This window comes from Pseudomonas sp. IT-P294, from assembly GCF_949767865.1.
Lineage (GTDB): Bacteria > Pseudomonadota > Gammaproteobacteria > Pseudomonadales > Pseudomonadaceae > Aquipseudomonas.
Map to the genome: position 1 here is coordinate 93533 of NZ_CATKQW010000006.1, position 14352 is coordinate 107884.

Here is a 14352-nt window from a genome sequence, read left to right on the forward strand (position 1 = left end):
CAGCCTCTGAATATCGTTTTTTATTGTTGTTATAGGTATTCCCCTGTGGGAGCGGGCTTGCTCGCGAAAGCGGTGTGGCAGTCGACATCAACATTGACTGGTCGACCGCTTTCGCGAGCAAGCCCGCTCCCACAGGTTCTGTAATTCTGGCCTTGCTTAAAGGGAGGCACAAAGCCCCCGTAGAGTGTTGTTCACTATTGTTCATTGTCAACGGTTCGATTGTTCAGTTGTTCAAGCGTGATTGTTCATTTCTGTTCAGCAACGAAAGCAGGCTTGCCGCTGTTTCGAAGTTTTTCAAGGCGGATCAAAGGCTTGCATTTTCTGGCATGAAACTCGCTCTGTGGCTGGGGTCGCTTGACTCCAAATAATAAAAAAGGCCGAGCCATGTCATTAACCCTGGAGCACGTCAGCCGTACCGTCGAGGGCCAGACCTGGATCGACGATGCGAACCTGAGTTTCGAACCCGGATCCTTCAACGTTTTGCTCGGGCGCACGCTGTCCGGCAAAACCAGTCTCATGCGCCTGATGGCCGGTCTGGACAAGCCCGACAGCGGCCGCATCCTGATGAACGGCGTCGACGTCACGCAGCGCCCGGTGCGTTTGCGCAATGTGTCGATGGTGTATCAGCAGTTCATCAATTACCCGACCATGACGGTGTTCGAGAACATCGCCTCGCCTTTGCGCCAGGGCGGCGTTTCCAACGAGCTGATCCAGAGCAAAGTGCTGGAAACCGCGAAGATGTTGCGCATCGAGAAATTCCTCCAGCGCCATCCTCTCGAACTGTCCGGCGGCCAGCAACAGCGCACGGCGATGGCCCGGGCGCTGGTCAAGGATGCCGAGCTGATCCTGTTCGACGAACCGCTGGTGAACCTGGACTACAAACTGCGCGAGGAACTGCGCCAGGAAATGCGCGAGCTGTTCAAGGCTCGCCACACCATCGCTATTTATGCCACCACTGAACCCAACGAAGCACTGGCGCTGGGCGGCACCACGACCATTCTTCACGAAGGCCGGGTGATTCAGAGCGGCAAGTCTTCGCAGGTCTATCACCAGCCACAAACGGTGCTGGCGGCGGAGTTGTTCTCCGAGCCGCCGATCAACCTGATGCCGGGCCGTATCGCCGGCAACGAGGTCAGCTTCGCCAACTTCGTGCACTTCCCGTTGAATGTGGATTTGCGCCCGGTGGGCGAAGGCGAGTTCCGCTTTGGCGTGCGCCCCAGCCACATTTCGCTGGTGCCGAGCAACGACGATGATTTGGAACTCGCGGTGACCGTCGAGGTGGCCGAGATCAGCGGCTCCGAAACGTTCTTGCACGTACGCAACGAACATTTCCTGTTGGTGCTGCACTTGCCCGGCGTGCACGAGTACGACGTCGATGCGCCGATTCGCATCTACATCCCGACCCATAAACTGTTTGTCTTCGATGCGCAGGGACGGCTGGTCCAGGCGCCCGGTCGTCGTATCTCGAGGGTTGCCTGATGGCCGAAATACGATTGCAGAATCTCGCCCACAGCTACACCCGCACGCCGACTGGCCCCGAGGATTACGCGATTCGTGAGATGGACCACATCTGGGAGCAGGGTGGGGCCTACGCGTTGCTCGGTCCTTCGGGCTGCGGCAAATCGACGTTGCTCAATATCATTTCCGGGTTGCTCAGTCCGTCCCAGGGCCATGTCCTGTTCGACGGCAAAGCGGTCAATGATCTGACCCCGGAGAAGCGCAACATCGCCCAGGTTTTCCAGTTTCCGGTGGTCTACGACACCATGACGGTGTTCGACAACCTGGCCTTCCCGCTGCGTAACCAGGGCATGGCCGAGGCGAAAATTCACAGCAAGGTGCAGGAAATTGCCGAGGTCCTCGACCTGCAGGCGCTGCTGAGCAAAAAGGCGCGCAACCTCACCGCCGATGAAAAGCAGAAAGTCTCCATGGGCCGCGGACTGGTGCGCGATGACGTCTCGGCGATCCTCTTCGATGAGCCGCTGACGGTGATCGACCCGCACTTGAAGTGGAAGCTGCGGCGCAAGCTCAAGCAGATCCACGAGCAATTCAACATCACTATGGTCTACGTCACCCACGATCAGCTGGAGGCTTCGACGTTCGCTGACAAGATTGCGGTGATGTACGGCGGACAAATCGTGCAGTTCGGTACGCCGCGCGAATTGTTCGAGCGGCCAAGCCACACCTTTGTCGGCTACTTCATCGGCAGCCCCGGCATGAACCTGATTCAGGTGCAGCCACAAGCGGGCGGTGTCGGTTTTGCTTCGACGCATTTGCCGTTGTCTGACGCGCAACAACAACGCATCGCCGAATCGCAATGGAAAACCCTGAAGGTCGGCATCCGTCCCGAATTCGTGCATGTGTGGGACGAACCGGTTGATGACGCGATGCATGCACAAGTCGTACACGTCGAAGACCTCGGCACCTACAAGATCCTGACCCTGAACCTCGACGGCGCGCCGCTGAAGGTGCGCATGGCCGAAGACAAGCCAGTGCCTGAGGGCACGGCTTACATCAGCTTTCCGGCGCAGTGGCTGATGGTCTATGCCGACGATTACTTGCTGGAGACGCAGCCATGAACAAGGTGCAAAACAACAAGGCCTGGTGGCTGGTCCTGCCGGTGTTCCTGCTGGTGGCGTTCAGCGCGGTGATCCCGATGATGACCGTGGTCAACTATTCGGTGCAGGACATCTTCGACCAGTCCAGCCGCTACTTCGTCGGTGCCGACTGGTACAAGCAGGTGCTGCTGGACCCACGGCTGCACGAGTCGCTGTTGCGCCAGTTCATCTATTCGGGCTGCGTACTGCTGATTGAAATCCCGCTGGGTATCGCCATCGCCCTGACCATGCCGACCAAGGGCCGCTGGTCTTCGCTGGTGCTGATTATCCTGGCGATTCCGCTGCTGATTCCATGGAACGTGGTCGGCACCATCTGGCAGATCTTCGGTCGGGCCGATATTGGCTTGCTGGGGTCGAGCCTCAACGCCATGGGCATCAGCTACAACTATGCGGCGAACACCATGGATGCCTGGGTCACGGTGCTGGTGATGGACGTCTGGCACTGGACCTCGCTGGTGGCGCTGTTGTGTTTCTCCGGGTTACGGGCCATTCCCGACGTGTATTACCAGGCGGCGCGGATCGATCGGGCGTCGGCCTGGGCCGTGTTCCGCCACATCCAGTTGCCCAAGCTCAAGAGCGTGCTGTTGATCGCGGTGATGCTGCGCTTCATGGACAGTTTCATGATCTACACCGAACCGTTCGTGCTCACCGGTGGCGGCCCGGGCAATGCCACGACGTTCCTCAGTCAGACACTGACCCAGATGGCTGTAGGGCAATTCGACCTGGGGCCGGCCGCCGCGTTCTCGCTGGTGTACTTCCTGATCATCCTGTTGGTGTCCTGGCTGTTCTACACCGCCATGACTCACTCTGACGCCAACCGCTGAGGTCTGCCATGAGCAAGCGAAAGCTAATCCCGTTGCTGATCTACATCCTGTTCCTGCTGGTGCCGATCTACTGGCTGCTGAACATGTCCTTCAAGAGCAACACCGAAATCCTCGGCGGCCTGACGCTGTTTCCGCAGGATTTCACCTTCGCCAACTACAAGGTGATCTTCACCGACCCGAGTTGGTACACCGGTTATCTCAACTCGCTGTACTACGTGAGCCTCAACACGGTGATCTCCCTGAGTGTGGCGCTGCCGGCGGCTTATGCGTTCTCGCGTTATCGCTTCCTGGGCGACAAGCACCTGTTCTTCTGGCTGCTGACCAATCGCATGGCACCGCCCGCGGTGTTTCTGCTGCCGTTCTTCCAGCTGTATTCCTCGATCGGCCTGTTTGATACGCACATCGCCGTGGCCTTGGCGCATTGCCTGTTCAACGTGCCGTTGGCGGTGTGGATCCTCGAGGGTTTCATGTCTGGCGTTCCGAAGGAGATCGACGAAACGGCCTACATCGATGGCTACAGTTTTCCCAAGTTCTTCATGAAGATTTTCGTCCCGCTGATCGGCTCCGGAATCGGCGTCACGGCGTTCTTCTGCTTCATGTTCTCCTGGGTCGAACTGCTGCTGGCTCGGACGCTGACGTCGGTGAACGCCAAGCCGATCGCGGCGGTGATGACCCGAACGGTCTCGGCGTCCGGCATTGACTGGGGCGTACTGGCAGCGGCGGGGGTGTTGACCATCCTGCCGGGCATGCTGGTGATCTGGTTTGTTCGCAACCACGTGGCCAAGGGCTTTGCCCTGGGCCGGGTCTGAGGAACTGATGATGGAATGGATGAGTTGGACCGGCCCCACGGCGGCGTTCTTCGGCGTGATTGCCTTGATGCTGGTCGGCATGACGACTTGGGAATTACGGTCGCCGAGTGTCCCTCGGCGTGGTCTTTTGCCGATTGCCACGACCCGTGGCGACCGGCTGTTTATCGGTCTTCTCGGCAGCGCCTACCTGCATTTGCTGGTAATTGGCGTCACCGACTGGAGCATCTGGGTTGCGTTCGCGTTGTCCCTGGTGTGGCTGTTGGCTGTGATGCGGTGGGGCTAGTCGAATCGCTCGGCAATCGTGCTCCAAAACCTAAACAGGAGGTCTCTATGTTCGACAAAAACAATAAGCTGCGACATAGCATTTCATTGGCAGCCATGCTGGCACTCAGCGGTTTGAGCGCGTCGGCCTGGGCCGATGCCTATGAAGAGGCGGCGAAGAAATGGATTGGCAGCGAGTTCAAACCGTCGACCCTGACGGCGGATCAACAGCTTGAAGAACTGAAGTGGTTCATCAAAGCGGCGGAGCCGTTTCGCGGGATGGACATCAAGGTTGTTTCCGAAACCCTGACCACGCACGAGTATGAATCCAAGGTCTTGGCCAAGGCCTTTACCGAGATCACCGGGATCAAAGTCACCCACGATCTGCTGCAAGAAGGCGACGTGGTGGAGAAACTGCAGACCGTGATGCAGTCCGACAAGAGCATCTATGACGGTTGGGTCAACGACTCGGACCTGATCGGCACGCATTTCCGTTACGGCAAGACCGAAGCCATTACCGACCTGATGGCCAATGAAGGTAAAAACTTCACCTCGCCGACCCTGGACCTCAAGGACTTCATCGGCACCTCCTTCACCACTGCGCCCGACGGCAAGCTCTATCAATTGCCCGATCAACAGTTCGCCAACCTCTACTGGTTCCGCGCCGACTGGTTCGAACGGCCGGAGCTGAAAGCCAAGTTCAAGGATAAATACGGTTACGAGCTGGGCGTGCCGGTGAACTGGTCTGCCTATGAAGACATCGCCAAATTCTTCAGCGAAGACGTCAAGGAGATCGACGGCAAACGGATTTACGGCCACATGGACTACGGCAAGAAAGACCCGTCCCTGGGCTGGCGCTTCACCGATGCCTGGTTCTCCATGGCCGGCGGCGGTGACAAGGGCTTGCCCAACGGTTTGCCGGTGGACGAGTGGGGCATTCGTGTCGAAGACTGCCATCCGGTCGGCTCCAGCGTGACCCGCGGGGGCGATACCAACGGCCCGGCGGCGGTGTTTGCCACCACCAAATACGTCGACTGGATGAAGAAATACGCGCCACCGGAAGCGGCGGGCATGACCTTCTCCGAATCCGGCCCGGTGCCGTCCCAAGGCAACATCGCCCAGCAAATTTTCTGGTACACCGCGTTCACCGCGGACATGACCAAACCGGGTCTGCCGGTGGTGAATGCCGACGGCACGCCAAAATGGCGCATGGCGCCATCGCCACGCGGACCGTATTGGGAAGAGGGCATGAAGCTTGGGTATCAGGACGTGGGTTCGTGGACGTTCATGAAGTCCACACCTGAGAAACAGAAACTGGCGGCCTGGCTGTACGCGCAGTTCGTGACTTCGAAAACCGTATCGTTGAAGAAAACCATCGTCGGCCTGACACCCATCCGCGAGTCGGACATCAACTCGCAAGCGATGACCGACCTGGCACCGAAACTCGGTGGCCTGGTGGAGTTCTACCGCAGCCCGGCCCGCGTGCAATGGACCCCGACCGGGACCAACGTGCCGGACTATCCGCGTCTGGCTCAACTGTGGTGGAGCCACATCGCCGAAGCCGCCAGCGGCGACAAAACCCCGCAACAGGCGCTGGATGGCCTGGCCAAGGATCAGGACGCGATCATGACGCGCCTGGAACGCTCGAAAGCGCAAGCCGTGTGCGCGCCGAAAATGAACGCCGAGCGCGATGCGCAGTACTGGTTCGATCAGCCGGGTGCACCGAAGCCGAAACTGGCGAACGAGAAACCGAAAGGCGAAACCGTGAGCTACAACGAACTGCTGAAGTCGTGGGCGGATGCACGCAAGTAAGAGGCTGTCATGTGAAACGCGAACGGCACCGAAAGGTGCCGTTTTGCTTTGTGCCTGTTCCGCCGCCATCGCGGGCAAGCCCGGCTCCCACAGGTATTGCGCCGTTACCGGTGACTTGCCCATCAACTTGCTGATCGGCGTGCCCAGCAAAAACCTGGGTCAGGTCATCGGAGAACTGAGACAACTGCTGCACACCCTGCGGCCACATAACGGATATGTAATTTGCGCGCCACCTTCATGAAAGGTTCGGATTGTTACCTTGATCTCGTTAGTTAATTAAACGAGGAATCAAATATGAAACTTGCACAACTGAGTGCGTTTGCAGCAGCGTTGGTGATGTCTTCCGTTGTTTTGGCTGAAGGTGGTGGCGACCGAGCCTTTGAAAAAATGATGGCGGCCAATGACCGCTCGATGGAGGCGTTTGTCGCCAAAGAACAGGCGCGTGATCCCGTCGTGTTGACTGAGAAGAAGGACGACAAGACCAAGGACTTGTAAGCGTGTCGAGCGACCCTTCCTTGTCGCTCATCTGCGAGATCTTTCATGCCTTCCATCAGTTCGGAAAAATGTCACGCACCATAGTGCGATCTCTTATCAGCGGATATGTTCACGTTTCAACGACTGGCGCACGGTATTCAAAATCGCCAGCTCGAAGGCGTTGTGTCCGGCGTTGAGAAGCCGGCATCGTAGCGGCTGGTGCCGCCGAAGCCAGCGAACGCTGGCCATGCCGAAGGTATCGCTGATGCCTTGGATCACTTCAGTCTGGGCATCAAGCGCAGGCGCTTCGTCCGCGGTTGTGAAGAAGTACTGGTTTACGTGGTAATGCAATTCCAGGCGGACAGCGCGCACGGCTTCGTCGTCAACGAATGCTTCGAGTGCGCTCGGCTGCATCGATTGTCCGCTCAATTGCAATGTCGCCCTTAACCAGTGGAGGGCCGCCTGACGCTGCTGGATTGCGCAGCCATTGTTCAGGACCTGGTAGATCGCGCCGGCACTGACGGCGCATGCCCCATGGGCAATGGCCGACAGGCCGCCATTCAAGGTTTGATCGTAGGCACTTACGTTGGCTGCAAACGGCACGAATACTGAGACCAGTGTGGTTTTCAGAACGGCCTCTGGATAGCGTTGCTGGTATTGAATGGCCAGCCAGCTGCCCCATGAGACGCCGAGCATGCTGATCGTTTCGAACCCCAGATGCTGCCGCAGGGCTTCGATGTCTTCGACGCAAAGGCCGGTGTCGTTGTGTTCGAGTTCGCCATGGGGAGCGGAGCGCCCGCAGCCACGCTGATCGAACAGAATAATGTCGAAACAGCGCTCATCGAAGAACGCCAGATGACGTCTGTCGCTGCTACCCCCCGGTCCGCCATGCAGGAAAAATATCGGTTCGCCACCTGGTGTGCCGTGTCGCTCCCAATAGAGTTGGTGACCGTCGCCAGTCGAGAAGTAGCCACTGTTCACCATTAGGCGGGTGTCCTCAGCCTGTAGAACTGAAACAGTTCCGTGTGGCCGGGACGGGCCGCTACGCTGGATATCAGTTCAAGCTTGAGCATCTGAGCCATATAGGGCACGGCGATCAGCACCGGCGTATGGCCGAAAAGGAGAATCGTGCCTCCCGGTTTAACGGCGGCTGCCATATCGAGGAACGCTTGCTGCGCGTCCTTGCGCGTCATCACTTCGGCATTGAGGAAACGCAGGATCAGCACATCGCATTGAATACCTGTTGTCGCAATGTGGCTGGCATCGGCCAGGTAGAACCGGGCGGCTGAAGTGCCATGATGCTTTTTGGCATATTCGATCATCGACGCTGAGCGATCAGACCCCAGGCATTGGCGATCCGGGAGTTCGCCAGCGAGGTGTGCGATGAACTCGCCCGTCGAACACGCCGGGTCATGGATCACCGCGCCGGGAGATGACAGGGAATTGATCAGGCTTGTGCAATGCTGGCGAAAATGCCGTTCGTCAGCATCCAGCTGCGTGGCGAGCATCTCAGTACATTGCCAGTACTCGGGCGGGCAGACGCACTCTCGGCCGCTGTCATCCATGGCAGGAAACGGAAAACGCACTTCGCTGCCCGACTGCGTCAAAGCATGATGGAACGCGGTTTCTTTCTCCTGTGCAGATACAGCATGGAAATAGATCACGGCGCCTTGATTGCCCCAACGCCACTCCGCCAGCGGTCCGAGCAACATCCAGGGTTGGAGCACGCTGCTGATGTGCCAGCCGACCGTCTCGCTGTGTTGCAGGACTTTGCGGCCGACCCATTCGTTGCCGCCGATACGCAGGAAAAACAAATGGTGCAGGCCCGAGCCGAAGGGTTCGATGAAGCTATCGAGCTCGCCCGGCGATGCCTTGCGCCGGAGAAATGATCGAGCGAGGCGGTGTTCTCGATGAAGGGCAGGGGTCATGTTGCCACTCCCGGGTTCCTTTGCAGGCGCTGTCCTCGTGCCTGCGGTATCACCACATTGCCGCTGGACACCACAAAAAAACGCTCCAGCCCCGGAATGACGACGTTGACCAGCGTGGTCCCCAACGGCGTCTGATGCAGTTCGGTGACCCCCAGCGCACGCCCATGCTGGTGGAGATCTTCTGCCAGCCAATTGATTTGCTCGGCCAACGGTCGCTCATTGGATGTTTCGGGTAATTCGACCGTGAATTGCTCGCAATGGGTAAGCAGTGGATACAGATCGAATTGCAGGCAGCGGAGCAGGCGAGGAAATTTGCTCAAATGCCGTTGCGCATTACTCAGGTAGTGTTGCAGTTCTGGCTCCGAGGCCCCGTGATGCAGTTGGACGAGTTCGGTCAGCGCCCGCCACGCGCCATGTCGGGCGCTGATCGAGGTACCGCTGCCGAACACGCGAGGATGGGGACCAGGTTCGGTTGTGAACGCCAGAAAGGTGCGTGGCAGGAATTCAGTGCTGATGTCGATCAGGATGATTTCCGCTCCGATCTCCGCTTCGGCGTCCGACCACAGTTGACCCAATTCTTCGTGATCTGCCACGCGACCGACCCGGCGCAACACAGGCCGGTTCTCGTAGTAAAAATGCTCCAGCAGAAACAGCGAGACCGCATCACGCTCGATGCATTCATTTGCCGCATGCAAGACCGCTTCGTCGTAACTCGCGCCAATGGCCGTTCCACTGTTAGAGGCATATCGCCGTAATACGCCGTAGTTCGTAGTGTCTTGTTCCAGTGGCCGGCGTGAATAGTCGGGTGTGCATAGCGCGACGGGGTAAGAGAATGAAGTTTTTTTGAAAAAATCTGTATAAGTTCTGCAGGCTGTCAAGGCATCGGCTTGGTCGATGAGAGTAGAAAGAACAGTGTCATCGATAAATAGTGATGAGTCGGAAAAGTAGTGCGGGGCGATGCAGTGAATATCGCAGGAGCTGAAGTGATCACTTAGGTAATGTTCCAGTGTTTCGTAAAGTGCGCCTACCTGGGCGTGATGGAGGTAACCTTTTCCCGCCGCTCTGGCGACGCCCTGTTGATTGCCAACACTAGCCGAGACATGCACCGCGACAATCTTTTGTCCGAGTGTGCGGGGTTCTGCGCGAATCCCCAGGGTTTCCAGTTCGGCGTGAATCCTCTTTTCAGCCTGAGCGAGGGTGAGTTCTCGTTCTGCACGTGTAAAGTTATCCATTGTTCCCTCCCTTGAAAAACGGGGGGCATTTGCCCCCCGCTTTCTTAAACGGCTTCCAGTTCTGCCTGTTCATCCTCGGTCAGTTGCAGTTGTTCAATTTGCTCTGCTGTGGGGGTGTCCTGTTGTTTCAGATCGATAACTTTATTTGCGTTCCAGCTGACAAGGTAACCCATAGGTAAACTCTCTTTATTGTTGGATAGTGGCGTGCTTAATCAAGCACGGAGCAACTGTATAAGTTGGAAGTTGGGCGGTCAAAAATGACGGGAAGTTACAGTGTCGTCGTTTTAGGTGTAAGGAAACACAAACACATTAATCCGCGATTGACGACTTTGTTTCGTAAACAGGGGCGGACGCCGAGTAAACACCGTATTCGCTGCAGCGATGGGGGAAATGGGATGTGGGAAAACTCAGAGAGTTGGGTAGCCGAATCGCAATGATGAGTTTGTTTTCGTTCTTTTACAGGTGGTGCGCGGAGATTTTTCCTACCGCGTTTGAAGTTTCTTCAGACGGCGATGCGTGTTTACCCCTCAAATTCAACCGGTAGAAGTCTTTGCTTTCTGCACAAATGAAAACGCCCCGAACACGTCGGGGCGTTTGCTTGAGACCACCTTCAGTGCTTTTTCAAGCGCTTGGCATTCCTTGAATAACCGCGACCCGTTGAGGGTCGCGGTTTCTTTAGTGTTCTAGATGTCTCAGTTTTTGCTGCTTTTTACGATAGAAAACATCATTCCTGTGTAACGAGTCGTCGTCGCTGAGTAATTGAGGTCGCCAACCTTGCGCTTGGTTGGTTCTTTAGAGTCGAAATTTTTGACAGACTCATGGAAAACGTCCATGACCATTTTTTTGTTCTGATCCACTGGGATGCCAGGGTTGAGTGCTTCAGTGATCGCAAGCAGAACAGCAAATATCTGAAGTGACTGCTCCTCATTCGGTGAAATGGCAAGCATCACCATGTCCACGTTGCCGTCATTTTTATCGATGGTTCCCATCATCGCCAGGTCCTCGCTGAAAGCATGCGAGAACGTGTCGGTGGCCCCACCCGTCTGAACTTCAAAGTCGGCAGTTTTGAATTCCTTGTTGTATCGACCTATAGCGTCGTTGAACGCGTTATGGAACTCATTGACAGTCAAACCCATGGAGTTTGCGGAACGGTTGGCGTTTGCTTCAACAGTTGCCACGGACTCAAAGCCTTGAGTTTTGGGGTTGAGGTAGTCAACAAGAGCAGAGGCAAGAAGCATGAAGCCCAACCCACCCATGAACAAGGTCCATCGTGTCGGGACCTTGCCGGTTTTTTTGCTCTTGAAAACAGTCGGCGCTATCAGCCCGACAACCGCCACCACCAAAGACAGCAATCCAAACAACGCCACCAGCCCTATTAGTACGACCACGATTCATTCCTTTTGATTTACAGCTTTTAAGTGATGCCATTCTAATGTCGCGCATCTGAAAAGCCACGGCGATGTATTCGTCCCGGCGCCTGGCCGGCAGCACGTCAAACGAACGGTGGCCACCGTTGCGCCCGTCACCGGTATCTAGCTTCAGGTCAATCATTGCAAATGGATCAACACTGACCCGGACAGTGCCTTAGGTAAAGTCGGATTCGAACGTGCTACGGCGTGGGTTTTATTGTTCGGCGGGCAAGGGCCTGCCGGCATGGTTGCCGGGTGACATCGTTACAAGCTGCGGATAACGCCAAGTTGATGCGGGAATTACAGATTTGTCAGATGTTGAACATGCCGACGCCATCGCGAGCAGGCTCGCTCCCACATTGGTCAGGATGGGGCTGATACATTCATGTGCGCAGATGTGGCTTCTAGCTTTCGTACGTATCTAGCTGGTTGTCTGACAGAGAGGTATCGATGTCATTTGGAAATACGAGTTTGCCCTTCATGGCACCGATCCGTTTAACACGCGTTTTTTTCAAGGTGATTTTGCCTCGGCGTTCTTTGGCTATCGCATCAAGGCCATCCATCAACTCTAAAAAAATAGTCCGCTTCATGGTTCTTGGATCTCCACTCGATAGGTGATCTTCAAAGTTAGCTTCAAATGCCTTCTGCGGAATGTCAGCCATTGCTCAACGCTTTGCAGGCAAATTCCTAAAAAGGAGAGGGCATTCAAGATAGAAAGATCGCAGCCTGCGGCAGCTCTTACAGAGCGCACACCATTCCAATGTAGGCGCCAGTCGCGTTTGGCGGCTTCGATTGACGTGTCGTTGCAATCCACAGCACTATCCAACCATGAATACCCAATATCGAATGACCATAATGTGCTCCTCTATGACCGCTTCCGGCGGGCCATAAGGTCATACGTGCTCGGCATTTGACGTGTTACCCAAAGCCCCGCCAGAGATGGACGGGGCTTTTTCATGCCCTGTCCGTGCATGGCTCATGGAGAGAGAGATGTTCGAGATCAGAAGATCTACCCCAAGCGACGCCCAGGTTGCATTTGACATCCGTCGGTTAGCTATTCGACATCAATGCATCGGTGCCTACAGCGAACAGCAAATGCTCGACTGGACCAAAGGTTCGGCCGAAGACGGCTACGACACGCTGATGGACAAGCACTTCTATCTGGGCTGCGTTGAGTGCGAGCCCGTGGCGACCGGGATGCTCGATCTGGAGTACCGTGAAATCGGTGCAATCTTCATTCGCCCGGATTTCATGCAGCGCGGGCTGGGCAAGCGTGTTTTGTGTTTTCTTGAAGATCGGGCGCGGGATTTGGGGCTGACCGAGGTATGTCTTGATGCGACGTTGAATGCCGCTGATTTCTATAGGCGCTGCGGATACATCGGGGAGGGGAGTGCGATTTACCAGTCACCTTCAGGTCTGCAACTGGCCTGCGTGCCGATGGTGAAAATACTCTAATGGCCCAAAAACAAAAACGGCACCCGAAGGTGCCGTTTCTGTTTTCTACCGAGTGTCGCTTAAGCGATCAACCCGCCAACCCGGCCTGCTGAACCAGAACCAGCAGCGGTTGTGGGTAGACGCCAAGGAAGAACGCTACCAAAGCGATGGCCAGCAGCATCACGCCGCCTGCACGTTGTTCCCAATGCAGTTGCGCATCGTGGCGACGCAGGTTTGGCTCGATCAGGTACAGGGTGACCATGACGCGCAGGTAGTAGAAGACGCCGATGGCGCTGCCCAGTACCAGGGAGCCGACCAGCCACCATTGATGCGATTCGACACCGGTGGCGATGATGTAGAACTTGCCGATGAAGCCCGCGGTCAGCGGGATACCGGCCAGGGACAGCATCATCACGGTCAGTACGGCAGTCAGGTACGGACGGCGCCAGAACAGGCCGCGGTACTCGTACAGGGCATCGGCGTCACGACCGTTGTACGGCGAGGACATCAGCGTGATCACGCCGAACGCGCCGAGGCTGGTGATGACGTAGGTGACCAGGTACACGCCGATGGCTTCCACGGCCAGACCCTTGCTCGCCACCAGGGCGATCAGCAGGTAACCGAAGTGGGCGATGGACGAGTAACCCAGCAGACGCTTGAGGTTGCTTTGGGTCAGTGCCAGCAGGTTACCGAACAGGATCGACGCGATGGCGATGATGGTCAGTACGTCGCTCAGTACACCGCTGCTTGCCGCCGGGGAGATCTGGAACAGACGCACCATCACCGCGAACACCGCGACTTTGGAGGCGGTGGCCAGGAACGCCGCCACCGGAGCCGGAGCCCCTTCGTAAACGTCCGGGGTCCAGAGGTGGAACGGCACCAGCGACAGCTTGAATGCCAGACCGATCAGCATCATGCCCAGGCCCAGTTGCGCCAGCGAGCTTGGCAGGCCGGTGGCCGCGAGGGCCTGGCCGATGCCGACGAAGCTCAGGCTACCGGAGTCGGCATACAGCAGCGCCATACCGAACAGCAGGAACGCGGAACCTGCGGCCGACAGCACCATGTACTTGATACCGGCTTCCAGCGAACGCTTGTTGAAGAAGGCGTAGGCCACCAGACCGTAGACCGGTACCGAGAGCAGCTCCAGACCGACGAACAAACCGGCCAGGTGTTGCGCGCTGACCAGCACCAGACCGCCAGCGGCGGACATCAGGATCAGCAGGTAAAGCTCTTCACGGTTGCCCGGGTAACCCGAACCGCCATCGCCGAGGTAGGCGTGGGCGAGGGTGACACAGGCGAGGGTGGCGACCAGGATCAGCGCCATGTACAGGCAGGCGAAGGTGTCGATCTGCAGCAACGGAGTCACGGCCAGAGGCGCGACTTTCAGGGCTGGCAGGATCGACAGCAATGCCAGGTTCAGACCTGCCACGGAAATCAGGAAGGTCTGCGAGTGGTTGCGGCGCCAGGCGATTGCCAGCATCACCACGATGATCGTGGCGCTGGTGATCAACAACGGCGCAAGCGCGATAAAGTGTTGAGTCGTGAATTCCATAG

At 57.0% G+C, this 14352-nt stretch carries 15 protein-coding genes; 8 read left to right on the top strand and 7 right to left on the bottom strand.

Annotated features, from left to right (window positions below; genetic code table 11):
* The first annotated feature begins 384 nt into the window (after positions 1–384).
* The 7 genes from ACM6I0_RS05270 to ACM6I0_RS05300 all read left to right on the top strand — a co-directional run bounded on the left by ACM6I0_RS05270 (position 385) and on the right by ACM6I0_RS05300 (position 6816).
* Positions 385–1479: an ABC transporter ATP-binding protein gene (locus tag ACM6I0_RS05270; RefSeq protein WP_285434676.1), complete on the top strand. Its 1095-nt coding sequence runs from the start codon at positions 385–387 to the stop codon at positions 1477–1479.
* The gene (locus tag ACM6I0_RS05275) at positions 1479–2576 is read left to right on the top strand and encodes an ABC transporter ATP-binding protein (RefSeq protein ID WP_414921653.1); all 1098 of its coding nucleotides are present in this window, start codon (positions 1479–1481) and stop codon (positions 2574–2576) included. Before ACM6I0_RS05270 ends, ACM6I0_RS05275 begins: the two co-directional genes overlap by 1 nt.
* Positions 2573–3439: a carbohydrate ABC transporter permease gene (locus ACM6I0_RS05280; protein WP_208669050.1), complete on the top strand. Its 867-nt coding sequence runs from the start codon at positions 2573–2575 to the stop codon at positions 3437–3439. The genes ACM6I0_RS05275 and ACM6I0_RS05280 overlap by 4 nt, the downstream gene beginning before the upstream one ends.
* A gap of 8 nt (positions 3440–3447) precedes the next feature.
* A complete protein-coding gene (locus tag ACM6I0_RS05285; RefSeq protein WP_285434679.1) occupies positions 3448–4248 on the top strand; it encodes a carbohydrate ABC transporter permease in 801 nt (266 codons plus the stop codon).
* A gap of 10 nt (positions 4249–4258) precedes the next feature.
* Complete coding sequence (locus ACM6I0_RS05290; RefSeq protein ID WP_285434680.1) at positions 4259–4531, top strand: DUF2160 domain-containing protein; 273 nt, start codon at positions 4259–4261, stop codon at positions 4529–4531.
* A 47-nt stretch (positions 4532–4578) separates the two neighbouring features.
* Entirely contained in the window at positions 4579–6321 is a 1743-nt protein-coding gene (locus ACM6I0_RS05295) for an extracellular solute-binding protein (RefSeq protein WP_285434681.1), read from the top strand.
* A gap of 294 nt (positions 6322–6615) precedes the next feature.
* The gene (locus ACM6I0_RS05300; protein WP_414921654.1) at positions 6616–6816 is read left to right on the top strand and encodes a co-regulatory protein PtrA N-terminal domain-containing protein; all 201 of its coding nucleotides are present in this window, start codon (positions 6616–6618) and stop codon (positions 6814–6816) included.
* A gap of 96 nt (positions 6817–6912) precedes the next feature.
* Here ACM6I0_RS05300 and ACM6I0_RS05305 read toward each other — a convergent pair whose 3' ends face one another.
* From ACM6I0_RS05305 to ACM6I0_RS05330, 6 genes are all read right to left on the bottom strand, one after another.
* A complete protein-coding gene (locus ACM6I0_RS05305; RefSeq protein ID WP_414921655.1) occupies positions 6913–7779 on the bottom strand; it encodes an alpha/beta fold hydrolase in 867 nt (288 codons plus the stop codon).
* Positions 7779–8723 carry a class I SAM-dependent methyltransferase gene (locus tag ACM6I0_RS05310; protein ID WP_414921656.1) on the bottom strand — a complete coding sequence of 315 codons (945 nt, stop codon included), beginning with the start codon at positions 8721–8723 and terminating at the stop codon, positions 7779–7781. The genes ACM6I0_RS05305 and ACM6I0_RS05310 overlap by 1 nt, the downstream gene beginning before the upstream one ends.
* Positions 8720–9955 (bottom strand): YcaO-like family protein, encoded by a 1236-nt coding sequence (locus tag ACM6I0_RS05315; RefSeq protein ID WP_414921657.1) that lies wholly within the window; start codon positions 9953–9955, stop codon positions 8720–8722. The genes ACM6I0_RS05310 and ACM6I0_RS05315 overlap by 4 nt, the downstream gene beginning before the upstream one ends.
* Positions 9956–9999: 44 nt before the next feature.
* The gene (locus ACM6I0_RS05320) at positions 10000–10128 is read right to left on the bottom strand and encodes a hypothetical protein (protein WP_269458062.1); all 129 of its coding nucleotides are present in this window, start codon (positions 10126–10128) and stop codon (positions 10000–10002) included.
* A 519-nt stretch (positions 10129–10647) separates the two neighbouring features.
* Entirely contained in the window at positions 10648–11343 is a 696-nt protein-coding gene (locus ACM6I0_RS05325; RefSeq protein WP_285434688.1) for a hypothetical protein, read from the bottom strand.
* A gap of 425 nt (positions 11344–11768) precedes the next feature.
* The gene (locus tag ACM6I0_RS05330) at positions 11769–12026 is read right to left on the bottom strand and encodes a hypothetical protein (protein WP_285434690.1); all 258 of its coding nucleotides are present in this window, start codon (positions 12024–12026) and stop codon (positions 11769–11771) included.
* Between the two features lie 328 nt (positions 12027–12354).
* Between ACM6I0_RS05330 and ACM6I0_RS05335 the strand changes: the two genes are divergently transcribed.
* Positions 12355–12819, top strand: coding sequence for a GNAT family N-acetyltransferase (locus ACM6I0_RS05335; RefSeq protein ID WP_414921658.1), 465 nt, complete (start codon positions 12355–12357; stop codon positions 12817–12819).
* A gap of 67 nt (positions 12820–12886) precedes the next feature.
* On the opposite strand, the gene nuoN is transcribed toward ACM6I0_RS05335, so the two are convergent.
* The gene (nuoN, locus tag ACM6I0_RS05340) at positions 12887–14350 is read right to left on the bottom strand and encodes an NADH-quinone oxidoreductase subunit NuoN (protein WP_414921659.1); all 1464 of its coding nucleotides are present in this window, start codon (positions 14348–14350) and stop codon (positions 12887–12889) included.
* Between the last annotated feature and the right edge of the window lie 2 nt (positions 14351–14352).